21 protein-coding genes are annotated in these 22,694 nt (G+C 61.7%); 5 read left to right on the top strand and 16 right to left on the bottom strand.

Features of this window, described 5'->3' with window-relative positions; genetic code table 11:
• Nucleotides 1-93: 93 nt before the first annotated feature.
• From P7F28_RS09130 to mgtA, 7 genes are all read right to left on the bottom strand, one after another.
• Nucleotides 94-492 carry a BON domain-containing protein gene (locus P7F28_RS09130; protein WP_277184186.1) on the bottom strand — a complete coding sequence of 133 codons (399 nt, stop codon included), beginning with the start codon at nt 490-492 and terminating at the stop codon, nt 94-96.
• A 59-nt stretch (nt 493-551) separates the two neighbouring features.
• On the bottom strand, nt 552-983 hold the full coding sequence (locus P7F28_RS09125) for an Hsp20/alpha crystallin family protein (RefSeq protein ID WP_277184185.1): 432 nt from the start codon (nt 981-983) through the stop codon (nt 552-554).
• Nucleotides 984-1,305: 322 nt separating this feature from the next.
• On the bottom strand, nt 1,306-2,799 hold the full coding sequence (locus tag P7F28_RS09115; protein ID WP_277184184.1) for an efflux transporter outer membrane subunit: 1,494 nt from the start codon (nt 2,797-2,799) through the stop codon (nt 1,306-1,308).
• A complete protein-coding gene (locus P7F28_RS09110) occupies nt 2,777-3,862 on the bottom strand; it encodes an HlyD family secretion protein (protein WP_277184183.1) in 1,086 nt (361 codons plus the stop codon). The genes P7F28_RS09115 and P7F28_RS09110 overlap by 23 nt, the downstream gene beginning before the upstream one ends.
• Entirely contained in the window at nt 3,859-4,563 is a 705-nt protein-coding gene (locus P7F28_RS09105) for an ABC transporter ATP-binding protein (RefSeq protein WP_277184182.1), read from the bottom strand. The genes P7F28_RS09110 and P7F28_RS09105 overlap by 4 nt, the downstream gene beginning before the upstream one ends.
• Nucleotides 4,560-5,696, bottom strand: a complete 1,137-nt coding sequence (locus tag P7F28_RS09100) for an ABC transporter permease (RefSeq protein WP_277184203.1) — start codon at nt 5,694-5,696, stop codon at nt 4,560-4,562. Before P7F28_RS09100 ends, P7F28_RS09105 begins: the two co-directional genes overlap by 4 nt.
• A 112-nt stretch (nt 5,697-5,808) precedes the next feature.
• Complete coding sequence (mgtA, locus tag P7F28_RS09095; RefSeq protein ID WP_370467283.1) at nt 5,809-8,394, bottom strand: magnesium-translocating P-type ATPase; 2,586 nt, start codon at nt 8,392-8,394, stop codon at nt 5,809-5,811.
• Between the two features lie 70 nt (nt 8,395-8,464).
• Between mgtA and P7F28_RS33950 the strand changes: the two genes are divergently transcribed.
• The 3 genes from P7F28_RS33950 to P7F28_RS09080 all read left to right on the top strand — a co-directional run bounded on the left by P7F28_RS33950 (nt 8,465) and on the right by P7F28_RS09080 (nt 10,979).
• Nucleotides 8,465-8,824 carry a hypothetical protein gene (locus tag P7F28_RS33950; RefSeq protein ID WP_370467282.1) on the top strand — a complete coding sequence of 120 codons (360 nt, stop codon included), beginning with the start codon at nt 8,465-8,467 and terminating at the stop codon, nt 8,822-8,824.
• A 132-nt stretch (nt 8,825-8,956) separates the two neighbouring features.
• On the top strand, nt 8,957-9,364 hold the full coding sequence (locus tag P7F28_RS09085) for a hypothetical protein (protein WP_277184181.1): 408 nt from the start codon (nt 8,957-8,959) through the stop codon (nt 9,362-9,364).
• A gap of 64 nt (nt 9,365-9,428) precedes the next feature.
• Nucleotides 9,429-10,979, top strand: coding sequence for an AAA family ATPase (locus P7F28_RS09080; protein ID WP_277184180.1), 1,551 nt, complete (start codon nt 9,429-9,431; stop codon nt 10,977-10,979).
• On the opposite strand, the gene P7F28_RS09075 is transcribed toward P7F28_RS09080, so the two are convergent.
• The 7 genes from P7F28_RS09075 to leuC form a co-directional block, all read right to left on the bottom strand.
• Nucleotides 10,976-11,203, bottom strand: a complete 228-nt coding sequence (locus tag P7F28_RS09075) for a hypothetical protein (RefSeq protein ID WP_277184179.1) — start codon at nt 11,201-11,203, stop codon at nt 10,976-10,978. The two genes, P7F28_RS09080 and P7F28_RS09075, sit on opposite strands and share 4 nt — an antisense overlap.
• 32 nt (nt 11,204-11,235) lie before the next feature.
• Complete coding sequence (locus P7F28_RS09070) at nt 11,236-12,393, bottom strand: porin (RefSeq protein WP_277184178.1); 1,158 nt, start codon at nt 12,391-12,393, stop codon at nt 11,236-11,238.
• Between the two features lie 119 nt (nt 12,394-12,512).
• Entirely contained in the window at nt 12,513-13,847 is a 1,335-nt protein-coding gene (locus P7F28_RS09065; protein WP_277184177.1) for an MFS transporter, read from the bottom strand.
• Between the two features lie 68 nt (nt 13,848-13,915).
• Entirely contained in the window at nt 13,916-14,794 is an 879-nt protein-coding gene (locus tag P7F28_RS09060) for an alpha/beta fold hydrolase (protein WP_277184176.1), read from the bottom strand.
• A gap of 66 nt (nt 14,795-14,860) precedes the next feature.
• On the bottom strand, nt 14,861-15,880 hold the full coding sequence (locus P7F28_RS09055) for a PdxA family protein (RefSeq protein ID WP_277184175.1): 1,020 nt from the start codon (nt 15,878-15,880) through the stop codon (nt 14,861-14,863).
• A 58-nt stretch (nt 15,881-15,938) separates the two neighbouring features.
• Complete coding sequence (gene leuD / locus P7F28_RS09050) at nt 15,939-16,571, bottom strand: 3-isopropylmalate dehydratase small subunit (RefSeq protein WP_277184174.1); 633 nt, start codon at nt 16,569-16,571, stop codon at nt 15,939-15,941.
• Entirely contained in the window at nt 16,564-18,027 is a 1,464-nt protein-coding gene (gene leuC, locus P7F28_RS09045) for a 3-isopropylmalate dehydratase large subunit (protein ID WP_277184173.1), read from the bottom strand. Before leuC ends, leuD begins: the two co-directional genes overlap by 8 nt.
• A gap of 135 nt (nt 18,028-18,162) precedes the next feature.
• Here leuC and P7F28_RS09040 point away from each other — a divergent pair, with 135 nt between their 5' ends.
• Together P7F28_RS09040 and P7F28_RS09035 are read left to right on the top strand one after the other, a co-directional pair.
• Complete coding sequence (locus P7F28_RS09040) at nt 18,163-19,116, top strand: LysR family transcriptional regulator (protein WP_277184172.1); 954 nt, start codon at nt 18,163-18,165, stop codon at nt 19,114-19,116.
• Nucleotides 19,117-19,294: 178 nt separating this feature from the next.
• Complete coding sequence (locus P7F28_RS09035) at nt 19,295-20,173, top strand: GntR family transcriptional regulator (protein ID WP_277184171.1); 879 nt, start codon at nt 19,295-19,297, stop codon at nt 20,171-20,173.
• A gap of 64 nt (nt 20,174-20,237) precedes the next feature.
• On the opposite strand, the gene P7F28_RS09030 is transcribed toward P7F28_RS09035, so the two are convergent.
• Both P7F28_RS09030 and P7F28_RS09025 read right to left on the bottom strand, forming a co-directional pair.
• Complete coding sequence (locus tag P7F28_RS09030; RefSeq protein WP_277184170.1) at nt 20,238-21,320, bottom strand: porin; 1,083 nt, start codon at nt 21,318-21,320, stop codon at nt 20,238-20,240.
• 130 nt (nt 21,321-21,450) lie between these two features.
• Nucleotides 21,451-22,694: MFS transporter (locus P7F28_RS09025; protein ID WP_306805836.1), on the bottom strand; the 1,244-nt coding region annotated here is incomplete at its 5' end.

The raw sequence follows: 22,694 nt of genomic DNA, 5'->3' as shown, positions 1-22,694 counted from the left end.
AATCTGCAGAATGCCTCCGATGTTCCGCGCCGCTTTTCTCGCTTTTCTCGCCTTGCACGCGGAACTCGCTCGCCATTCGCCGCTTCGGCCTTATCAAATGAACTCGAGGTTGTCGACCACAGCCGTCACGCCGCGCGTCGCCCACGCCGCACCCCGGGCAGCATCGCGCTCTGACGCGCTGCCGACTTTGCCGGTGAGCGTCACGGTTGCGCCTTCCACCTTGATGTCGATATGTTTGGCTTCACGCTCCGCGTGACGTTTGAGCGCGCGTGAGATTGCATCGCCGATGTCTTCCGCGGCAAGGTCGGCGCGCACGCCGGACACGCGACCTGCGGCGTCCTCTGCCGCGAGCTTCTCAGCGTAGCTCACGGGATGTCCCGATAGCGTGATGATCCCGTTGGCCACCTCTACGCCAATGTCGGTCGCGACCACTCCCGGGGTCCATTCGAGTTCTTCTTCGACGTCCTGCTTGATCTTCCAGTCCTCTTTCATGAGGCGTACCTCCATGTTTCAATTGCAGGCGCGCAAAAGCCACGCGCCTGCGTGAGTCCTTAGTTAATCTGCAGACGCTTTTGGTCCGCGGGTGCCTTCTTCGGCAGCGTGAGGGTCAGGATGCCGTCCTGGTATTGCGCGCTCGCGCCGGCTTCATCGATTTCGCTGCCGAGCGAGAAAGTGCGGCTCACTTCGCCTGCATAGCGCTCACGGCGGATCAGGCGTTCGCCATCCTTCACTTCTTTGTTGCGCTCGGACTTAGCATGGATGGACACGGTGTTGCGATCGAGTTTGACGTTGATGTCCTTCTTCTCGATGCCGGGCAGTTCGGCTTTCACTTGATAGGATGCGTCCGTCTCACTTACGTCGATCTTCACCTGGCCCAGTGACGATTCCTCCAGCGAGAGGCCGCGCAGTGGCCGGAATAGTCCCTGGAACATTTCGGATACGGGTTCGATGGAAAAGGGATCGAAACGGGTCAGACTACTCATGACAGTCTCCGGGAGCACAACTAAGAAATGACCGACCGGTGTCTGACGATCGGCTCGTGTTTGAACTCCGCATCGCTTTGATGGAGTACCGCACCACTGTAACTTTCTCGGCCTTTGCCCGATTGACTTGAGTCAAGCTGACGTGTTGCTCATACGATCCCCCACGCCCACGGGGCCCGTTGACCGAACCAACATTCACAATCGGTCCGAAGCCGCGTTCGACCATCGCACCGATGTACGTTTGGGTCATGTCGAAGAGCGCATCGAGTTCGATGCGCTTTACCGCCTCCCGGTCGACTTTGTGTGAAGGTGCTCATACAGCTCAGCGAGCTTCGTCTCCGTACCAACCGCCCCCGAGCGCCGCGAAAAGCGCTACGGTGTCCTGCAAACGTTGCGCGACGCCCTGCAGCCATGCGATCCGTGCCTGATGGCGCTGGCCGTCCGCGACGAGGATCGACAGGTAGCCGACCGTGCCGGCTTCGTAGTCCGCCTGCAGGAGCCGCAACGCCTCCTCCGAGGTCGCCAGGGCACGCGCATCGGCATCGAGCGCATGCGCGTCGTTTTCCAGCGCGCGCAGGGTATCGGCGACCTGTTCGAAGGCCGCCAGCACGACCTGCTCGTATGCCGCACGCGCCTCGTCGTAAGCACCGATCGCCGCGCGGCGCTGGAACCAGAGCGTGCCGCCGTGAAAGAGCGGCGCCGTGACGTCCGCCGCTACGGACCACGCCTGTCCGTTCTGGCTCAAGAGCGCGCCCATCGACCGGTTGCCGTATCCGCCGCTCGCAGTGAGCGTCACGCCTGGAAACAGATTCGCTGTCGCGACACCGATATTCGCACTCGCGACGTGCAGCGCGGCTTCGGCCTGCCGGATATCGGGCCGTTGCCGCACGACTTCCGAGGACACCGCGCGCGGTAACTGCGCGGGCAAGGCGATGTTCCGCAGTGACAGATCGGGCGCGTCCCATTGCGAGGGCAAGCTGCCCGAGAGCACCGCAAGCAGATTGCCCGCCTGCTCGCGCCGCTGCATGAGGGCGGGAATCGTGGCTTCCAGTGTCGCGCGTTCGTTCTCCAGCGTCAGCACGGCGGAGTAAGCCGCCACACCGGCCGTCACCTGGCTGCGCGTGACGCTCACCTGCTCGTCGAGCAGCGCGATCATCTCGCGCGTGGCGGCGATTTCGTCGCCATATGCGGCAAACGCAATCATCGTATTGACGATATTGGCGCTCAGAGTCAGATAAGCCGCCGCCAGTGCATGGCGCTGCACGTCGCTTCGGGCGTGCAATGCTTCGAGAGAGCGCCGCGCGCCGCCCCAGATGTCGAGCGCATAGCTGACCTGCGCGGACAACGTGAAGAGATTGAAGAGCATCGGCGGCTCGTTCGAGCCCACGCGCAACGGCGAATACTTCTGCCGCGACGCGCTCATCGATGCATCGAATTGCGGATAAAACACGCCGGCGCCGGCGCGCACGTCATCCTCGCTTTGCCGCAACGCGGCTTGCGCGCTAGCGAGCGTGGGATTCGCAACGAGCGCGTCGGTCACGACCCGGTCGATCGCGGACGAGCCGAATGTCGTCCACCAGTCGCGCGGAAGCGTCGCGTCGGCGGAAAAGCGCTGCGACCCGCCCGCTGCGTCGATCAAATCCGCCACGGGCGTGCCACGCTCCATGCGCCCGATGCGCGATGCGGCAGGCTCGTGGAAATCGGGGCCCATCGTGCACGCCGCAAGTGCCGACAGAAGCGCGCACGCGCCGACGCAAACGGCACGTCCAGCCGCGCGCAAAGGTCTCGACGGTTCATTCCGCTGCGATGTACACATCGACCATCTGCCCCGGATAGAGACGCACGCCGTCAGGCTGCGCGATCCGAAAAATCACTGGCAGCACGCGCACGTCCACGCGCTCCGTACGCTGATCCGACAGTTGAATCTTCGGCGAGACGTAAGGCTGCACGCGCATGAATTCGAGCGGCGCCTCGATCCTGGTGCCGCGCACGAACATGCGCGCCTTCAGCCTATGAAGATCGGGCAGCCGGTGGATCAGGATCTGGTCGACATAACAGCGCACCGCGAGCCGTTGCAGGCCACTGCCGAGCACGGCGACGGGCGCTTGCCCCTGGGTATAGGTTTCGTAGACGCCCTGGGGCGACACATAAGCACCGCGCGCCGCGTTGATCGACAGCACGACGCCGTCCGCCGTCGCGCGCAACGCGTATTTGTCCAGCAATGCCGTCGCTGCTGCTTGCGCGCGACGCAGCGCTTCGACCTGCTTCTCCTGATTGCGGATATCGTAGGTCCAGGCCCCCGCCTGGATCAGCCGGTACTGGCGTGCGGCGACATCGAGATTGGCCTGCGCCACCTTCCACGCGTTCTGGGCGTTGTCCATCGCGTCACGGCTCACTGCCTTGGGATCGATCTCGAAGGCTCGACGCTGCTTTTCATACTGGTCCTGCGCCATCTTGAGGCTTGCCGTCGCCGCGCCGACCTGCGCCCTGGATACTTCCAGCGCCTCGGCGCGCGGCTGAGCCCGCAACTCGTCCAGCAACGCCTGCGCCGCGTCCGCCTGGGCCGCCGCCTGCGCGCTCGCCGCACGCTGCACAGTATCGTCGATCGCGATGAGCGCATCGCCGGCATGCACCGCCTGGCCTTCGTGCACAAAGATCTGCACTACCGGTCCCGACACTTCCGGATAGACGTTGACGTTCTCGCCGGCGTTCTGCTCACTCTCGACGATACCGTTGGCATACACGCCGCGCGCATACGGATTCGAAGCCGGATCGAACACCGGCGGCTGCGGCGGCTGCTGAATGCCGTATACGTAGGCCGCGAACATCCCGGCGGCGAAACCGGCGAAAGCGAGCAGGAAAAGAATGATCCGCTTCATCGTGCGCCGCCTTGCTCGATGTGAGTCAGCCGCCCGTCTTCCATCTTGAGGATGCGGTCGGCGTATTCGAAGATGCGGCTGTCATGCGTCACGATCACAATGCAGCGATGCTCGTTGAGCACGTGGTGCTTCACGAACTCGATGATGTTGCGTCCGGTGTCGCCGTCCAGCGACGCGGTCGGTTCGTCGAGAATCAGGATGTCGGGCTGCCCCACGATCGCGCGCGCGATCGCGATGCGCTGTTGTTCGCCGCCCGATAACTTGACCGGCGCGAGCTCGGCGCGATTGGCAAGTCCGACGATCTTCAGATATTCGAGGGCCTTTTCAGTCGCCTCGCTCCATGACTGTCGCTTGAGGATCAGCGGAATCGCCACGTTCTCCACTGTCGTGAGCCGACCGAACAGGTGATAGTCCTGAAACACGAAACCGATGCGCCTGAGGCGGAAATCCGCCAGCGCATCCTTCGATTGCTTCCAGAGATCGACGCCATCCACCACCACGTCCCCCTCGTCGGGTCTCAGGATGCCCGATATCACGCTGAGCAGCGTCGTCTTGCCGCTGCCCGACGGGCCGACGATGAGAAGCATCTCCCCGAAGCGCGCCTGCATCGATACCTCGCGCACTGCATACGTGTGCGCGTCGCCCTCGCCGAACCACTTCGACACCGCGCGCGCATCGATGGCGATCTCGGGCATGGTCATCCCCGGAAGACATCGAAGGGTTCGATGCGTAGCACGCGCCGCACGCCCAGGTAGCTCGAACTCGCCGCGATCACGACCACCATCACGAAAGCGAGCGCCAGATTGCCGTAGGAGATGATCGCCGAGTAATCGGGAATGCGCATGCGCGCAAGGGTGATGAGCCCCGCGCAAAGCCCGACGCCGAGGCCGTAGCCCGTCAACGCGGTAAAAGTGGCTTGAAACAGGATCATTGCCACCAGTTCGTGACTCTTCGCGCCGATCGCCTTGAGGGCGCCGAACTTCTCCAGGTTCTCGAGAATGAACGTATAGAAGGTCTGCCCGGAGATGGACAGTCCGACGATGAAGCTGATCGCCGTCATCAGCAGGATGTTGGTGCCGAGTCCGGTCTCGTACTTGTAGAAGTCCGCGATACGCTGCATGAACTCCCGCTTGGTGTAAGCAAGGTAGCCGAGCGCGTGCACCGCCTCCTTGATATGAGGAATGTCCGCTTCGGACCTTGGTTCGACGAGAATATAGGAGGTGGTAAAGCGGGCCGACGGAATGTACTCGACGGCGCGTTTGAAGGTCGTGTAAAGGGTCGGCGAGCCGAACAGGCCGCTGCTCGCCACGGTCCCGATGCCGACGATCACGCCGCGATGATCATTGAGCTCGAAGTCACTGCCAAGTGTGGGATTGCCGAGCTTGTAGAACTCCGGATCGTTGATCGCGATGAAGCCGTTCTCCGCGTAGATATCCTCGATTCTTCCCCGCTGCATCGCGGGACGCCCGTACAGGCTCGTGTCATCGAGGCCGATCACAGTGACGGCCTGATAGGCTCCGTCGCGCAATTTCACGAGCGCCCCGCCGGAATAGAGCGGCACAGCATACTTCACGCCGTCGATGCTGCGCACCGCGTCGAGCACGTAGTCCGGCATCCCGATGCTGCTGGCGATCGTCTGCACGCCAGGGTCCATGATCCAGACTTTCGCCCCGATGTTGATCACGGTGGACGACGAGCGGTTCAGGATGCCTGCAAAGAGCGAGGTCATCTCGACCATCAGGAACACCGCGAAGGTGATCCCCACGATCAACGCCGTGAACTTCGCGCTGTCGTTGACGAGCAGCTTGAACGCAAGTTTAAGGATGCCTTTCACGCCATGCTCTTTCGGAAGCTCGGCCGGATACTTCGGCCCGCTTGTTGTAGGAGCACTTAGGGTAACGTTCGGCGCGTAGAGCTCGTTGATGCAGGTCAAGCACCCTATCCGTTCAGTTCAGTCCGAACCGGCGTAAGAACCGGCGTTTGAGGACATGTGTGAGCAACGCATAGCTCGCGAGAATGGCCAACAGTCCGATCCAGTATGTCCCGGGCAATGGCACCAAGCCGATCAACGCTCCGAGCGGAAGATAAGGCAAGATCATGCCGAATGCGGCGATCGCCAGACTGGTCGCGGTCAACGCCGCACTCGCGCGGCTTTCGACGAACGGCACCTTCGCCGTCCGGATGATGTGAATGATGAGCGTCTGGCTCATCAGGGATTCGACGAACCAGCCTGTCTGGAACAAAGGCGCGTTGTCCCACGCGTGGAAGAGATACAGCATCATGAAGTAGGTCGCGTAATCGAATAGAGAGCTGATGGGTCCGATTAACACGACGAACTTGAAGATCGTGCCGATGTCCCAGCGCCTCGGCATCGCGAGGTAGTCCTCATCGACGTTGTCCGTGGGAATGGCAGCCTGCGAGAAGTCATACAGAAGATTGTTAGTGAGTACCTGAATCGGCGCCATCGGCAGAAACGGCAGTAGGACGCTCGCCCCGAGCACGCTGAACATGTTGCCGAAGTTCGAGCTTGCTCCCATCTTGATGTACTTCGTGATGTTGCCAAACACCTTTCTGCCTTCCAGCACGCCCTCGTTGAGCACGGCGAGACTCTTCTCCAGCAGAATGATATCGGCCGACTCCTTCGCGATGTCGACTGCGCTATCGACCGATACGCCCACGTCCGCTGCCTTGAGCGCGGGACCATCGTTGATGCCGTCGCCCAGATAGCCCACGACGTGGCCCCGTCGGCGCAAGGCTTCGATGATGGCCGCTTTCTGCGCGGGCGATACCTTCGCGAAGACCGCGACGCTTTCCGAGAGCGTTTCGAGCGCCTCGGGGGATGCCGTTTCGAGCTCCCGGCCGAGCGCGATTCGATCCGCGCGGATCCCTACCTCGTGACAGATCTTGCGCGTGACGATGTCGTTGTCGCCTGTGAGAATCTTCACCTGGACGCCGCTGGCCGCGAGCGCGGCAAGCGCGGCGGCGCAGGTTTCCTTTGGCGGGTCGAGAAACGCGATATAGCCCATCAGCGTGAGTTCGCACTCGTCCGCTGTCGTGTATGGGCGCGACGCATCGGGCAAGCGCTTGCAAGCCACCGCGACCAGGCGAAAGCCGTCCGCGTTGAGTTCGACGGTCGTGCGCTGCGCATCGGCGAAATGACTCGCATCGAGCGCGCCCTCCTCGTCTTCGGTCGCATAACGCGTGCAAACCGCAAACACTTCTTCCACGGCGCCCTTGCAGATGAGCAGGCGTTCGCCGCTTTCTCGCGCCAGCACCACGGACATGCGCCGCCGTTCGAAGTCGAACGGCATTTCATCGATCTTCTGATATTCGCCGCCGATCTTCAGATGCTCTTTCATCTCCACATGCTCGAGCACCGCGACATCGAGCAGATTTTTCAGGCCCGACTGATACAGGCTGTTTAGATAGGCGTATTCGAGCACGCGGTCGGACTCGTCGCCATGAACGTCGAGATGTCGCTTGAGAATGATTCGGTCTTGGGTGAGCGTGCCGGTCTTGTCGGTGCAGAGCACGTCCATTGCGCCGAAGTTCTGAATGGAATCCAGACGCTTCACGATCACGCGTGCTTTGGCCATTTCGATCGCGCCTTTGGCGAGATTGACCGTGACGATCATCGGCAGCATCTCAGGCGTGAGTCCAACCGCCACCGCAACAGCGAAGAGCAACGCTTCGAACCAGTTACCCTTCGTCAGGCCGTTGATCACGAACACGAGCGGAACCATCACGGCGATCAGCCCGATCATCATCCACGTGAAGCGCGTGATGCCGCGATCGAAACTCGTGAGCACGCGCTGCGCGGCGATCATGCCCGCCACGTGCCCGAATGCCGTACGCGAGCCCGTCAGTGCCACGACGCCGCAGCCTGTGCCACTCAGAACCGACGTGCCGGTGAAGCATATGTTCTGAAGATCGAAAGTCGTTTGTGCATCCATCGAGGCGGCATGCGCGAATTTTTCCACCGGCATCGACTCGCCCGTCAACGCAGCCTGATTGACGAACAGATCCTTGGCTGTGATGAGCCGCAGATCGGCGGGCACCATGTCGCCCGCCGAGAGCAGCACGATATCGCCAGGCACCACGTCCTCGATCGGCACTTCGATGTGGTCGGCATGGCTTTCGCCGCAACGGCGAACGGTCGCGGTCGTGCGCACCATTCGGCGCAATGTATCGGCGGCCTGGTTGGATCGATGCTCCTGAACGAAGCCCAGGCCCACGCTGAGGATCACCATGACGATGATCATCGCGGCGGCGCGCTGGTCCCCGAGATAGATCGACGCCGTCGCGAGCGACAGAAGAAGCGCATTGAGCGGATTGACCGACCGGCCGACAAGTTCACGGAGCACACCTTGCCGCTTCGCACGCGCGACATCGTTCGGCCCATGCCTGCGCAACCTCTTCAGCGCCTCGGCCGCGTCCAGTCCGGAGGCCGCGCTCGACATATGCGCGAGCGCGACATCGCTGTCCAGTCGCGCGATCCTGCGCAACACCTCCTGCGATTCACCCGGCCGCATCGTTGGCGAACCGTTGTTCGTTCGACGTGAAGAGCGCCTGAGGAAGCCGAATGCTTGCTGGAAGCCGAGCATGCTGTCGTCCGATGAAGCGCGTCGTCGCGCGGGCACGGCAAGCGTCGCATCAACCGACAACCCACGGTTGATGCACATCAAGGCGACGCAACCGGGCTCAGGCAGGCTTGTCGAGAAACACGCAAGTCAGCTCGAACTGCCGGGCGATCGAGACGAGTCTTTCGCGCCACTCCCACACACCGAAGACGTCATGCACGTTCTGGAGGCAACCGAGGAGCGCGACGGTGCACGAATCATCGACGTCGATGCGAGCCCGACGCAGCGCACGGCGCAATGCTGCCAGACCGAGCTCCATATAGTCCGGCCGCCCGGGCACGGCCGGATCCAGAAAGCGCACCGGGTATCGAAGCCTATTTGATCGAGCTGCGCGAGCAGTGACTGGTGAGTCAACCGGGCATCGACTCCGTCGCGATGTTGACCTGAGTCAATCGAAGGTACGTATGCCACGCGCACAGTCGTCTCTTATCGCAAATCATGCGGAGATCAAGTAATGACGTCGCACCCATTTGTCGGGCTGCCCCCGATCTGCCGGCTGCGCGGCGCTCCGGAGGCGGCGATTGCGCTTGCCGCGATAGCCTTCGCATGCTGGCCGTCATTTGCCACGGCTCAGCCCGAGGCGACCAACGCGGCGTCGGAAGAACATTGGATCGTCGCACCGGAAAGCGCGGATCCATTTGTGGTGAGACGCAACGCTGATACTCACGCCGACGCCGAGTACCGTGCATCGAAGCAACTGTCCAAAGAAGAACAGCGCGCTGCCGTCTCGGAAGCCAACGCGCGCTATAAAGAAGAGGTTGCCAATGCTCGCATCAACCGCAAGGCGGACCGCGATGCCGCCAACAATGCACTGAAGGCGACGGAACTCGAGCAGCCGAACCCGCCGCGACGCTCTCATTGACATCATGACTGAAACGTCGAGTAGGCGGCTCAAGCACCGCTGCGGACGCCACCATTTGCGAGCAGTGGACAAGGCCATGCGGCGGGCCTCAACTTATCCGCATCCAGCCGGACGCGTCGAGCGCGTCGAGACGCACATCTCGATCGTTTATCTGGCGGGCCGCTTTGCATACAAGATCAAGAAACCAGTCGATCTTGGATTCGTGGACTTCTCGCGCGCCTCTGCACGCTATCGCGCCTGCGAGGACGAGTGCCGCCTCAACCGAAGGTTCGCGCCGCGGATCTATCTGCGTGTCGTCGCAATCGTGCGGCGCGGACGCGCGCTTCGAATCAAAGGCACGGGGGTGTCGGTCGAACATGCGGTCGTGATGCGCCGCTTCGACGGCAAACGGATCTTTGCCGACCTGATCGACGCCGGCGGGCTGGACGGCGAGACCATCGAGCGCACGGCAGTAGACATCGCAAACTTCCATCGGCACGCGCCTCGCATTCCGCCGCGACGCGCGTATGGGGCGAGCGATTTTTGCGCGCATCAACTTCGCTCGGTCATCAGCGATCTACACACGGTCGCGCCGAGGCTCATACCAGAGGACCTCACGGATTGGTGTGAGGCGGAACTCGTGCGACTCGATGCACACTTCGAGCAACGACGCGAGCAGGGGTTTGTTCGCGAATGCCACGGTGATCTTCACGTGCAGAACATTGTTCTGCACGGTTCGAGGCCCTTGATTTTCGATTGCATCGAGTTCGACGCAGGCTTGCGATGGATCGACGTAGCGAGCGATGTGGCCTTCTTCGTCATGGACCTCGAAGCGCATGGCCGAAACGACCTAGCGGCACGCGCCCTTAGCGCGTGGCTGCTCACGACGGGCGACTATGCCGGACTCGAAGCCTGGCGCTTCTATGTCGTGTATCGAGCCCTCGTGCGAGCGCTGGTGGAAAGTTTGAAGCGGCACACCGACGAGGCCCGACGATACGTGCGCACGGCGACACGCGCCGCGCGCGGCGGTTCGCCGTATCTCCTCCTTTGCCACGGTTATTCCGGCTCCGGAAAGTCCGCGGCAAGCGCCGCACTCGCCCGTGTGATCGGCGCCGTGCGGATTGTCAGCGATATCGAGCGCAAGCGCGTGACACCTTTCGCTGCACCGCGGGGCGGGCGCCTCCCGCGCGAAGCGTACAACCCTGTCGCCATTGACCAACATTACGATCATTTGCTGGAGCTCACCCGCAACGTACTCGACGCGGGAATAGCCGCTATCGTCGATGCGACGTTCCTCCTGCGCGCGCACCGCGAGCGCTTCATGGAACTCGCAAGAGCGTTACGCGTGCCTGTGCTGATCCTCGACTTCGTGGCACCCCGCTCCACGCTGTTCGCGCGCGTCGCCTCGCGTGCCTGCTCACAAGACGGGCCTTCGGATGCGGATGTGGTCGTGCTGAAGCAGCAATTTCTTAACGCTGAGCCTCTAGAGTGCGACGAACAACGGGTCACAGAGACCTTTCAGACGAATGTCGATCTGCACGCGTTCGAGCAGCGCGCATTCTGGCATTCGCTGATGGTTCGATTGCATCAAATTCGGCACCAGGAGGCTCGCTCAACGTCGGCCGAACTGAGCTAAACGCCAATCTTGATCGCGCCTCGTCGAGTGCAGCCAGCAAAACCGTTTTCATGATGATCGATGTCGGCATGATCAAGACGGGCTCGCGCGCCACATGAGACGTAGCGGGCGTGTATTGCATCCAGCTCGCACAGCGAGTTGTGCCATACAACCTTGCCTGGCGTAACAGCGACATTCACACCAGGCGAGAAAGCGTCGAGCATCTGGCGCACAGCGAAGCGCATCACTTCCTCGTGATGTCGTTGGGCAAGCCCGCTCAGAATCGCACGCGCATGCCGACCCGCGTCGCGATCTGATTGCTCGTCCCGGTGCCTGAATTGCCGAAGAAGCTCGAACTCGAACCAATTTCGGCCTGCACCGGAACGCCGTTGTTGCTGCCCGATGCCTTTTGAAAAACCGCGAGCGCGTAGATATCGGTGCGCTTGCTCAACGCATAATCGACGATACCGCTCACCTGATTCCACCGGCCCGTGGCAGACCCGGTCAGCTTCGAGAACGTATAGGCAAGTCCCGCGAACAACGCAGGCGTAAATGCATACTTGCCGTCGATTTCGTAGTTGTTGAAACGCGAGACCTGTCCTTGCAAGCCTTCGAAACGCGTATTCGTCCAGTTGCCGAATACCATCGCCGCACCGAATGCATAGCGCGCGCCCACGCCGATGGTGCGCAGGTCCTTCTGCCCGAAGGTATTCACGTTGGCGATCATCACCGGGAACGACGGCGTCGCTGCATTCGGATAATGAATGTCCGTGTAGGCCGCGCCCATCGAGAACGGTCCGTGCGCATAGTTCGCGCCGAAGCTGAAGGTGCGCGACGAACCCTGCACGGTCTGTCCGTTGACGGTCGTGGTCGGATTGCCGGCGAATTCCGTCGAGTTGGAAAAGCCGTACATCGCGCCGAAGGTGAGGCCCGCGAAGTCCGCGCTCGAAAACTTGATCGCGTTGTTGATGCGGCTGGACGTCAACTGGTCCACGTCGTTCATGCGGAACGCATAGTTTCCGACAGTCTGTCCGCCCGCCGCATACTTCGAGATGTAATCGGTCGAAAACGAATACTGCCGACCGAAGGTCAGCGCGCCGATATTCGACTTCGACAAGCCGACGAACGCCTGCCGCCCAAATAGCGCGCCGCCTTGCGAGAGCGTGCCGTTGCCCACGCCGAATCCGCCTTCGAGCGTGAAGATCGCGGCAAGGCCGCCACCCAGATCCTCCTGACCGCGCATGCCCCACCGATTGCCCTGAATCACGCCGTCGTCGAACTTGAACAGGTGCGACGAACCGCCCTGTCCGTTCGATGCATGATTCACATAGCTGATGCCCGCATCCATCAGGCCGTACAAGGTCACGCTGCTTTGCGCGTGGGCGGCGCATGCGACGATGCCCAGACTGCCCGCCACGACGATCTTGCTCTTCATTTGATGCTGTCTCCGGTTGTCATTGTTGCTGGTTCTTGTTGATTCATTCGTTATCCGAATCAATGCGGATGCGTGTCACGCCAGCAAGCGTGACGCGAGTATCGTCGAGTGAAACGCGCCTAGCGCGATGCCGAATGCGCGACGGATTGCGCCGGGGGAGACGTCACGCGCTTCTTCTTCGGCGTGTCGTCGTCATCGAGCCGGATGTACATCGTGAATACGGGGCCCAGCAACAGCACGACGATCGATGCCGCGAACGCGACGGCCCAGTTGCCGTGTGTCATGTCCAGCAACGCGCCGACTACCACTGGCGACACCGCGCCCGCTATCGCCATGCCGGTGAAGGTGCACGCGCTCGATGTCGCCGAATGTTCGTTCGACAGTTCCGTACCGACCACCCACAAGGGCGAGTCCGCGAGTTCCGAGCAGAAGAACGCAAGTCCGAGACTGATGGCGCTCGTCATCACGTCGTGCGTGAACAGCAGCGGAATCAGGCCCAGGATGGATGACAGAAAGCCGAAGATGATAACTTCGCGCCGCGCACGGCGGCGGTTGCCCGTCACGCGCAAACGCCAGTCGGTGAGCATGCCGCCCGCGAAGGTGCCGAGCGATCCGCCGAGCAGCACGAGCGTCGAAAAGATCGCGTTGTGTTCGAGCTTGAGGCCGTAGCGCTGCGAGAAGAACGAAGGTATCCAGTTGAGGAAGAACCACAGCACCCAGCCGTGGCAGAAACACGCGGCGGCGGCGGGCGCGACACGACGCAGCATGTCAGGCCAGTCCACGGGCGACGACGGCTCTGTAGACGTCGCCCTGTTCGAAAGAGGCGCGCCCTGCCCTGACGCATTCGATTTCTTCGATTCGCTCAGGCACACATACATCACGATCATGTAGACGAAGGTCACCGCGCCGAGCACGATGAACGCCACACGCCACGACGACACGACGATCAGCCCGGTCACGATCAGCGGTGCGAGCGCATTGGCGATGCGCCCCGTCGCATGCATCGCGCCGAGCGCCATGCCGCGGCTCTCTTCGGGGATAACGCGCGCAACCATGCGTGCGGCCGTCGGATAGATCGGTGCTTCGCCCAGCCCGACGAAGAAGCGCGTCACCACCAGCGCGATGAAGCTGCCGATCAGGCCGGTGACCACCGTCGCCGCTGCCCAGATCAGGCCATACAGCAGGATGCCCTTGCGCGCGCCGATGCGGTCGCTGTGCCAGCCGCCCGGAATCATGAAGCAGCTATAGGCGAGCGCGAACGCAGAAAAGATCAGGCCCAGGTGCGTGTTCGAGAAGCCGAGCTCCCGGCTCATCACGGGGGCTGCGACCGACATGTTCGTGCGGTCGACGTACATGATGAAGGCCATCATGCACAGCAAAAAGAACGTGAGTCCGGCGCGGCTTCGTCGGGGCGCGGGTTGTCCGGGCCGCGCGGTTCCTGCGGGTTGCGACATGTCTTCCTCCATGTGTTTTTATCGCCGGGGCCGCTCGTGACTGGCGGCCTCCGGATCACCGCACGCGCTTATTTGAAGAAGTTGCGCAACTCCGCGTAAGTCTCGTCGGGGCACTCTTCCTGAAGGTAATGTCCCGAAGGCACGGTCGCCGTGTGCACGATGTTCGTCGCGTATCTGCTCCAGACCTGCGCGGCATCGTGATTGCGCCCGACGCCGCCCTTCGCGCCCCACAGGATCAGCGACGGTGTATCCACACGCCGGCCCGACTCGAAGTCGTGCGTATCCATCTCCAGGTCCACGCCGAAAGTCGCGCGATAGTCCTCGCACATCGCGTGGATCACATCGGGATTCTTGATGCAGCGGATATAGTCCTGCAGCGCTTCCGGCCCGAAGAACGCCGTGCCCTGATCCGTCTTCGAGAGCTTGCGGCGGATGAAGAACTCCGGGTCCGCGCCCATCATGCGTTCGGGCGTCGGGTACTCCTGAATCATGAAGAACCAGTGCCACGAAAACTTGCCCCACTGCCGTGTGACATTGTTGAGCAGATGATGCTGCGGCAGCATGTCCATGAACGCGGCCTTCGTGACCGTCTCCGGATGATCGAGGCACATGCGGTGCAACACCCGCGCTCCGCGATCGTGTCCCGCCGCGTTGAAGCGCTCGAAGCCCAGCCTCTTCATCACTTCGACCTGATCGAGCGCCATGTTGCGGAACGAATAGTCGGAGTGATCGCCGCCGCCGGGCGGCTTGGAGCTGTCGCCATAGCCGCGCAGATCCGTGAGCACCACCGTGAATTCTTCCGCAAGGCGCGGCGCAATCTTGTGCCACGACAGGTGATTGAACGGATTGCCGTGCATGAGGAGCAGCGGCGGGCCATCGCCGCCGGTGACGGTCACGATTTCCGCACCGCGGGTCTTGATGGTGGTCTTCTTGAAGTTCTCGAGCATGTGTCGCCTCTGTCTCTGTCTGTGCCTGTCTATGTCTCTGTGGATGTGCTGTGCCGCAAACCGACTTCAGTGAGCGACAGCGGCCGCCGCCTGCTTGCGCGCCACAGCGTTGTCCACGGCCACGCCGAACGCCGCATGCATCGCGCCGACATCGGCCGTGCCCTGACCGACGATGTCGTAGGCCACGCCGTGCGCCGGCGTCGCATAGACCGTCTTGAGGCCGCCCGTCAGCGTCACGCCCTGCGAGAAGCCGAGCAGCTTGGTCGCGATCTGCCCCTGGTCGTGATACATGATGACCACGGCATCGAAGTCACCGCGTCGCGCCTTGATGAACACCGTGTCCGACGGAAACGGCCCCATGCTGTCCAGCCCCTTCGCGCGCAAAGCGTCGAGCGTCGGCTTGATGATGGTGATTTCCTCGTCGCCGAACAGCCCGTTCTCGCCGCCGTGCGGATTGAGCGCCGCCACGCCGATGCGCGGATTCTGCTTGCCGAATGCGCGCATGGTGTTATGCGCGAGCGTGAGCGCGCCTTCGATGCGATCGGGCTTCACCATGTCGACCGCCTTGCGCAACGCCACGTGCGAAGTCACGCGAAACGTCGAGAATTGCGGAATGATGTTGACCTCGCCGAAGTAGCCGCTGTGTCCGGTCCAGGCCGCGAACATCTGATGCTCGTCGTGGTAGTTCCAGCCACCGCGATGCAGCGCAGCTTTGTTGAGCGGTGCGAAACAGATGCCATCGAGTTCGTCCGCCAGCGCGAGGTCCGTCATGGTCTTGAGCGTCTCGCCGGTCAGGCGACCCGATTCAGCGTTCAGTTCGCCGCGCGTGAAAAGCGCCGGATCGATATTGCCAAGATCGATGAGCGGCACGGCAGCGGCCGAGTGGTCCGCGTCCGCGATGCGCGCGATCTTCATGTACGGGATCGTCGTGCCGGCGTCTTTCATGCCGAGTTCAAAAACACGGGCGTCGCCGATAACGACGACATCCGCGCGCTCGCGTGTCTCTTTCATCGCGAGCAGCTTGACGACGAGTTCGGGACCGATACCGGTGACATCGCCAAGCATGAGTCCGATCAGGGGTTTCATTGCGTTATCTCCATCTTTGTCATTGCGGGGTGCGGGCTGCCGGGTTCGCGTGATCGCCTCACGCGACACGAGCCAGCGGCAGCACGCGGGTCCATGGGTGAGCGCGCCAGTGCTGGCGCTCGAATGCTTCGATCTCGGGCAGCCGCTTGAGCGACGCGCCGAGCACGTCCAGGCCGTCGAGATACATGTTGCGTTGACGCTCGTCCATCTGGAATGCGTAGCTTTGTCCCGATGCGGTGCGCACGACCTGCGCGGCGACATCGATACAAATGCGGCTCGTCGCCGCGTGCTCCACTTCCGCCGAAATCGCAGCGACTTCGTCGGCGGTCAGCATCACCGTAAGCAGGCGATTGTTCGCGGCGTTGTAGTAGAAGATTTCGCCGTAACTGGGCGCAATCACGGCTTCGATGCCGAACTGCTGCAAGCCCCAGACGGCATGCTCGCGGCTCGATCCGCAGCCAAAGTTCGCGCCGCCGACGATCACTTTCGTGTTACGCCACTCCGGTCGGTTGAGCACGAACGTCTCGCGGACGTGGCCGTCCGGCGCGACGCGCAGGTCGAACAGCACGCCGCGAGCGAGCCCCGACTTGTCCGTGCCGAGCAGGAATTGCTTCGGCATGATCTGGTCGGTGTCGAGATTGGCGATGGGCAGCGTGGCGGCCACGCCTTCGACGCGGGAAAAATCAGACATGGGCGGATGCTCCGTCGTGCTGGCCAGACTCCGTGCCAGCGTGGTTCCAGGTACGGATATCGACAATGCGGCCTGCGATCGCCGCCGCTGCGGCCATCGCCGGACTCATCAGATGCGTGCGGCTGTCGCGACCCTGACGGCCTTCGAAATTTCGATTGGTCGTGGAGGCGCAGCGCTCCCCGGGACGCAATACATCATCGTTCATGGCGAGGCACATCGAGCAGCCGGGCTGGCGCCATTCGAAGCCCGCCTTCACGAAAATCTCCGCAAGGCCTTCGCGCTCCGCCTGCTGACGCACCGCGCCCGAGCCGGGCACGATCATCGCGCGCACGCCCGGCGACACCTTCATGCCGTTGCGCACGACAGCAGCCGCCGCACGCAGATCCTCGATGCGCCCGTTCGTGCACGAGCCGATGAACACGCGATCGATCGGCGTGTCCTCGATGCGCGCGCCGGCCGCCAGACCGATGTAGTCCAGCGCGCGTGCGGCGGCGGCCTGAGTGACGGCGTCGGCGCTGTCGGCGGGCGCGGGAATGCGGGCATCGACGGGAATCGCCTGATCGGGACTTGTGCCCCAGGTGACGAAAGGCGCGACGGTCGAGGCATCGATGCGCAAGTCGGCGTCGTAGACCGCATCGGCGTCGGCGTACAGTGTGTCGCGCCACGCGACGATCGCCAATTCCATGCCGTAGGCGTCGAGATTGCCCGGATGCGCGCGCAAATAGGCGTAAGTCGTCTCGTCCGGTGCGATGATCGCCGCCCGCGCACCCGCTTCCACTGTCATGTTGCAGACGGTCATGCGCGCTTCCATGCTGAGTTCGCGCAGCGCATCGCCCGTGTATTCGACGGCATAACCGCGTGCGCCCTGCGCGCTGATTTGCGCGATCAACTGAAGCACGAGATCCTTCGCGGTCGCGCCAGGCTGCAGTGTTCCGTCGATGCGGATTCGCATCGTCTTCGCGACGCGATAGCAGAGCGTCTGCGTGGCCAGCACATGCTCGATCTCCGACGTCCCGATGCCGAAGCCCAGCGCGCCGAACGCGCCGTAGGTCGTCGTATGGCTATCGCCGCATAGCACGGACATGCCGGGGCGGATCAGGCCCGTCTCGGGCGCGACCACATGCTCGATGCCCTGCATCGGATCGTTGACATCGAAAAGCTGAATGCCGTAGCGCACGCAGTTGCGCGTGAAATTGGCGGCCTGTGCGGCGGCGGCATCGACGAGGATCGCGCGCTTGCCGACGGGATCGGGATGCGTCGGGATCACGTGATCGACGACGCTCATTTGCTGCGCGGGCCGCAACACGGGCACGCCGCGTTCGACTAGTCCATTGAACGCCTGCGGACTGGTGTACTCGTTCATGATGTGCAGGTCCACGTACAGCAGGACATGCTGGGCGTCGAGCCGCGCCACTGTGTGCGCATCAACAAGCTTCTGGTACAGCGTGTGTCCCACGTCTCCTCCGGATCGACTGTTTTTGTCGCGCTCGCCTCATGCAGTCAGGCGCAGCGTCCACTGAAAACAGTGTATCCATTCGACGGAACCGCATAATACAATCTGGTTTATTCTATTATTAGATTTAAATTAAGAATGGATCCGGTCTCCGATCTTGATTTTTTCGTCCGTCTGGTGCGTCAGGGAAGCCTGACGGCGCTGGCGCGGGAACTGGGCGTCACGCCGCCCGCCATCACCACACGGCTTGCTCGAATCGAGGAGCGCCTCGGGGTGCGCCTGCTGAACCGCACGACGCGGCGTCTGAGCGTCACGCAGGAAGGCGACCTGTATCTGGCGAAGGGCGAACGCCTTTTGGTCGAACTGGACGAACTGGAGCGCATGGTGTCGAGCAGCCGCGCGGTGCCGAAAGGCCTGCTGCGCGCCAATGCGACGTTCGGCTTCGGGCGGCGGCACATCGCGCCGGCGGTATCGGTATTCGCCCGGCGTTTTCCGGAAGTCGATGTGCAACTCACGCTCACCGACCGTACCGTGAATCTCGCGGACGAAGCCTACGACGTCGGCATCTGGTTCGGGCAAGTGCCGGATTCGCGGCTTGTGGCGCGCAAGATTGCTTCGAACCGGCGCTATCTGTGCGCTTCGCCGGCTTATCTCGACGAAGCGGGCGCACCCACCACGCCGCACGACTTGCAGAACCACAAGTGCATCGTGCTGCGCGAAAGCGATTCAGCCTACGGCACATGGCATCTCATTCGCGGCCGCAAGCAGGAGACGGTCAAGGTGCGTGGCGCACTGAGCAGCAACGATGGCGAAACCGCGCTCGGCTGGGCGCTTGATGGCCACGGCGTGCTGATGCGCTCGGAATGGGACGTGCAGCCGCATCTGCGATCCGGCGCGCTGCGCGTGGTGCTGCCGGAATGGTCGCTGCCAAGCGCAGATATCTATGCGGTCGTCGGCGGCGACCGGCACCACTCATCGGCCAAGGTCGGTGCATTCGTAGACTTTCTCGTCGAATGGTTCACGCATCGGCCGAAGCATCCGGGTAATGCCGCACCCGGCAACGCGTTAATACATGAAAATATTTGGGATTGAGCCGCGAAGATTGCAGCGTCGCCGATTAGCGTCTGTCATGCTCATCCATAGAGTCGGCCTGCTTTTTGACCCAATCTGTGGTTGGCAACACTGGCGATTCGCTGCAACCCTCCGGACATCGCACAAGCGCGTTCGGCTCACACTACAATATTTGAATTGCAATCTGCGTCCTCCCGATATGGAACAGCTACACATTCCTCAACTGGCACGCGAGATCTCGCTTCATATCCGCGCAGCGGCGCTGGCGCCCGGCACGCGTTTGCCAGAGCGCAAACTCGCCGAACAGTTCCGCGTGAGCCGCACACCTGTTTCGCGTGCGTTGAAGCTCCTGGCAGACTGGAATATCGTCGTCCCATCGGCGACCGGAGGCTATGTGGTCGGGGACGAGGCGGCAACCGTTCCCATCCAGACAACCGAAAAACTGGAGGTGAGCGATGAAGAAAGCCTGTACTTGAAACTGGCGCAAGAGCATTCATCGAACGCCCTGAGCGGCAAACAAAGCGAGAACGAGTTGATGCGCCGGTTCGACGTTGGCCGCGGCATCCTGACTCGCGTGCTACGCCGCGCGGCCGATGAAGGGTGGGCGCAGCGGCTTCCAGGGCATGGCTGGAGTTTCATTCCATTGCTCACCACTGACCTCACCTACGAGCAAAGCGCGCGCTATCGCATCATCATCGAGCCTGCTGCGATTTTGGAGCCGACGTTCAAACTCGATAGACCGGGTATTGAAGCATGCCGCGCGCAGCAAATTGCCATGTTCGACAAAGGCGCGTCGTCGCTTTCGCCGGTCGAAGTATTTGAGATTGGCAGCCGTTTTCACGAGGCCGTACTACGTTGCTCGCGCAACCAGTTTCTGATTAACGGCCTCGCCCACGTGAACCGCCTGCGCCGTCTTGCGGAATACGGGCGCACGCTCGCCAGCGCGAACTGGCGCGAACGCTGCATGGAGCACGTGCGCATCGCCGATATGTTGCTCGACGGTGATCAAAAAGGCGCTTCCGAACTCCTCAAACGGCATCTGACCGAAGGTTCGCGCGCAAAAACACATCAAGATTGATCAGTCCGAATGTCCCTTTCCGCCGCGAGCTTCCATTCTCGCTGCCTGAGATCGCAGGCTTTGTTCAAAATAACGTCTGGACGCCCACCTGCAAGCTGCGAGCGGTAGCGTTGGGCACCGCGGGGGCGCCCGTATAGATCGCTCCGCCAAGCGAATATGCGGACCCTTTTCTGTTCCAGACCTGCGCGTAGTCGCAATAGATGGACGTTGTTTTCGACAGCGAATGAACCAGACCGATCGCAGCGATATAGCCGACGCGCGACGTCGGTAGTCCGTCGGACGTATCAACAAGCCGGATACCCTGAGCCAGCAGTCTGTCAGTAACGGTGAACTGATACTGCAAGCCAAGATTTTCGAGAGCGAAACGAGTTGTCTTGCCGGGCGTTGCGGAATTGATATCTTTAGTGATCGCAGCAATGATTCGGGCCTGTCCAAACTTGACGCTGCCGCCGGCTGAGTAGGCCTGAAGCACGCCCATGGTTCCAACCGGGCGATTCCTTGTGTAACCGGCACTTAGCCCTACTGGTCCCCAATTGGCGCTTCCGCCAATGCCCACTGTCGAGGCGCTCGAAATTGAACCCGCTACGCCGCCGACGCCATACATGGCGCGCAACGTTACACCCTGTATCGTCGGGGACACGTAGTTGATCGAGTTGTCGGTCCGACCGGTTGCCGAATAGACGGTCAGCAAGCCGGCGGTCTTGCCGTTCACCGTGTTGCCGATGTTGCTGAGCCCGCCCGCGAGCCCATGAACGAATGCATCGTTGGCTGTGTTCGCCAGGTATTCCGGTGAGTACTGTCTGCCGAATGTCAGCGTGCCCCATTCGGTAGACAAGCCAACCCATGCCTGCCGCCCAAACAGCAGCCCGTTCTGAAGCGCTGCACCCGTTGTCGCGCTGAAACCGTTTTCGACGTCGAATACTGCCTTCATACCGGCGCCCAAATCTTCGACGCCTTTGAAACCGAACTCCGAACTGTTCAGGCCGCCGCCTTGCATCGCAACGAGTGTGCCGTGTCCCTGGTTCGAAATATCAACGTCAACATCCACTACGCCATAAAGCGTAATCGAGGATTGCGCGTTAGCGCTGCCCGCACAACCCCACACGCCGAGCGCTGCACAAGATAGCCAGAAACGATGACGCAACATGTCTCCTCCTTACCAGTTTCGTAGGATTACTTATTTTTTGGAATGTTATTCAACAGATTTGAACTGAAGCAATTGCGAGAGAGATTGCAGGAGTAAAGCAGAAATGGCTTGAAATCGGATTGCCTGAAGTTCAGCTGCTTTTTCTTCGCCGCGACAGCGTCAGAGATAGCAAGCCTGACACGAGCAAGATCCCACCCATCACCAGAATGCCGGTCTTGAACGAGCCGGTTTCTTCGCGCAGCCAGCCCATGATTGATGGACCAACAAATCCGCCTAACGCGCCTACGGAATTGATGAACGCGAGCCCGCCGGCCGCCCCTGCGCCGCTCAGGAACGTTGCCGGAATCGCCCAGAACATTCCGCGCGCCGAAGTGACGCCAACCATTGCAATCGTGAGGCCGATAAGCGCTGGCAACAGCGACTGACCGATCACGGACACCAGAAGCCCTGCCACGGCAACCACACACGAAGCGGTCAGATTTCCCAGCAACCGTCCGCTTTGATCCGCGTGACGAGCCCACAGCAGCATGCCGACCGTCGCGAACACGTATGGCACGGTAGAAAGCAACCCGATCGTCATGATCGACAGCGTGAATTGCCGCAGGATTTGCGGAAGCCATAGCCCTACGCCATACGCGCCCAGTACGAAGCCAAACTGCACGCCCGTGAGAATGATCACTCTGCGGTCGAGCACCGCCTCTTTGAAGCTTGTGCGCACTTCACGCTTCTTTTCGCCCTCGAGCGCTGTGAGCAACGCGGTATGTTCTTCCTGAGTCAGCCATCGTGCGTCACGCGGCGCGTCGGTAATCAGGAAAAAAATCACGATGCCCAACACACATGCCGGCAGCCCTTCGATGATGAACATCCATTGCCAGCCGACAAGGCCGAACGCCCCATGTGTCGATTGCATCAGCAGCGCAGAGATCGGTCCGCCGATCACCGACGAGATGGGCACCGCCGCAGATAGCCACGCGAGTGCGCGGGCCCGATATTGCGCAGGAAACCATACCGATAACAGAAATGCCGCGCCTGGAAAGAAGCCGGCCTCCGCCGCGCCAAGCGCAAACCGCGAAATATAGAGCGAGGTGGGCCCGGTCACGAACGCGTTGGCTGCCGCGACAATGCCCCAGGTAATCATGATGCGGGCAAGCCAGCGGCGCGCGCCGAACTTATAAAGCGCCAGATTGCTCGGCACTTCGAACATGCAATAGCCAAGGAAAAGAATGCCTGAGGCCAGGCCGAACTGAATCGGGGTGATGTTCAGATCCCGGTTCATGCTCAGCGCCGCAAATCCGATACAAATACGGTCGAGGTAATTGACCACGAATGCCAAGGTCAGCAACGGAACGAATCGCCAAAAATTCTTTCGCACTG

The organism is Caballeronia sp. BR00000012568055, assembly GCF_029439455.1.
Taxonomy (GTDB): Bacteria; Pseudomonadota; Gammaproteobacteria; order Burkholderiales; family Burkholderiaceae; genus Caballeronia.
This window is presented reverse-complemented; position numbering and strand designations above follow the sequence as displayed.

Bases quoted from the DNA above. Each gene is read 5' to 3' on its own strand.
- P7F28_RS09130 (WP_277184186.1), bottom strand. From the start codon at position 492: ATGAAAGAGGACTGGAAGATCAAGCAGGACGTCGAAGAAGAACTCGAA.
- P7F28_RS09125 (WP_277184185.1), bottom strand. From the start codon at position 983: ATGAGTAGTCTGACCCGTTTCGATCCCTTTTCCATCGAACCCGTATCC.
- P7F28_RS09115 (WP_277184184.1), bottom strand. From the start codon at position 2,799: ATGTGTACATCGCAGCGGAATGAACCGTCGAGACCTTTGCGCGCGGCT.
- P7F28_RS09110 (WP_277184183.1), bottom strand. From the start codon at position 3,862: ATGAAGCGGATCATTCTTTTCCTGCTCGCTTTCGCCGGTTTCGCCGCC.
- P7F28_RS09105 (WP_277184182.1), bottom strand. From the start codon at position 4,563: ATGACCATGCCCGAGATCGCCATCGATGCGCGCGCGGTGTCGAAGTGG.
- mgtA (WP_370467283.1), bottom strand. From the start codon at position 8,394: ATGCGGCCGGGTGAATCGCAGGAGGTGTTGCGCAGGATCGCGCGACTG.
- P7F28_RS33950 (WP_370467282.1), top strand. From the start codon at position 8,465: ATGCTGTCGTCCGATGAAGCGCGTCGTCGCGCGGGCACGGCAAGCGTC.
- P7F28_RS09085 (WP_277184181.1), top strand. From the start codon at position 8,957: ATGACGTCGCACCCATTTGTCGGGCTGCCCCCGATCTGCCGGCTGCGC.
- P7F28_RS09075 (WP_277184179.1), bottom strand. From the start codon at position 11,203: ATGCGCTTCGCTGTGCGCCAGATGCTCGACGCTTTCTCGCCTGGTGTG.
- P7F28_RS09070 (WP_277184178.1), bottom strand. From the start codon at position 12,393: ATGAAGAGCAAGATCGTCGTGGCGGGCAGTCTGGGCATCGTCGCATGC.
- P7F28_RS09065 (WP_277184177.1), bottom strand. From the start codon at position 13,847: ATGTCGCAACCCGCAGGAACCGCGCGGCCCGGACAACCCGCGCCCCGA.
- P7F28_RS09060 (WP_277184176.1), bottom strand. From the start codon at position 14,794: ATGCTCGAGAACTTCAAGAAGACCACCATCAAGACCCGCGGTGCGGAA.
- P7F28_RS09055 (WP_277184175.1), bottom strand. From the start codon at position 15,880: ATGAAACCCCTGATCGGACTCATGCTTGGCGATGTCACCGGTATCGGT.
- leuD (WP_277184174.1), bottom strand. From the start codon at position 16,571: ATGTCTGATTTTTCCCGCGTCGAAGGCGTGGCCGCCACGCTGCCCATC.
- P7F28_RS09040 (WP_277184172.1), top strand. From the start codon at position 18,163: ATGGATCCGGTCTCCGATCTTGATTTTTTCGTCCGTCTGGTGCGTCAG.
- P7F28_RS09035 (WP_277184171.1), top strand. From the start codon at position 19,295: ATGGAACAGCTACACATTCCTCAACTGGCACGCGAGATCTCGCTTCAT.
- P7F28_RS09030 (WP_277184170.1), bottom strand. From the start codon at position 21,320: ATGTTGCGTCATCGTTTCTGGCTATCTTGTGCAGCGCTCGGCGTGTGG.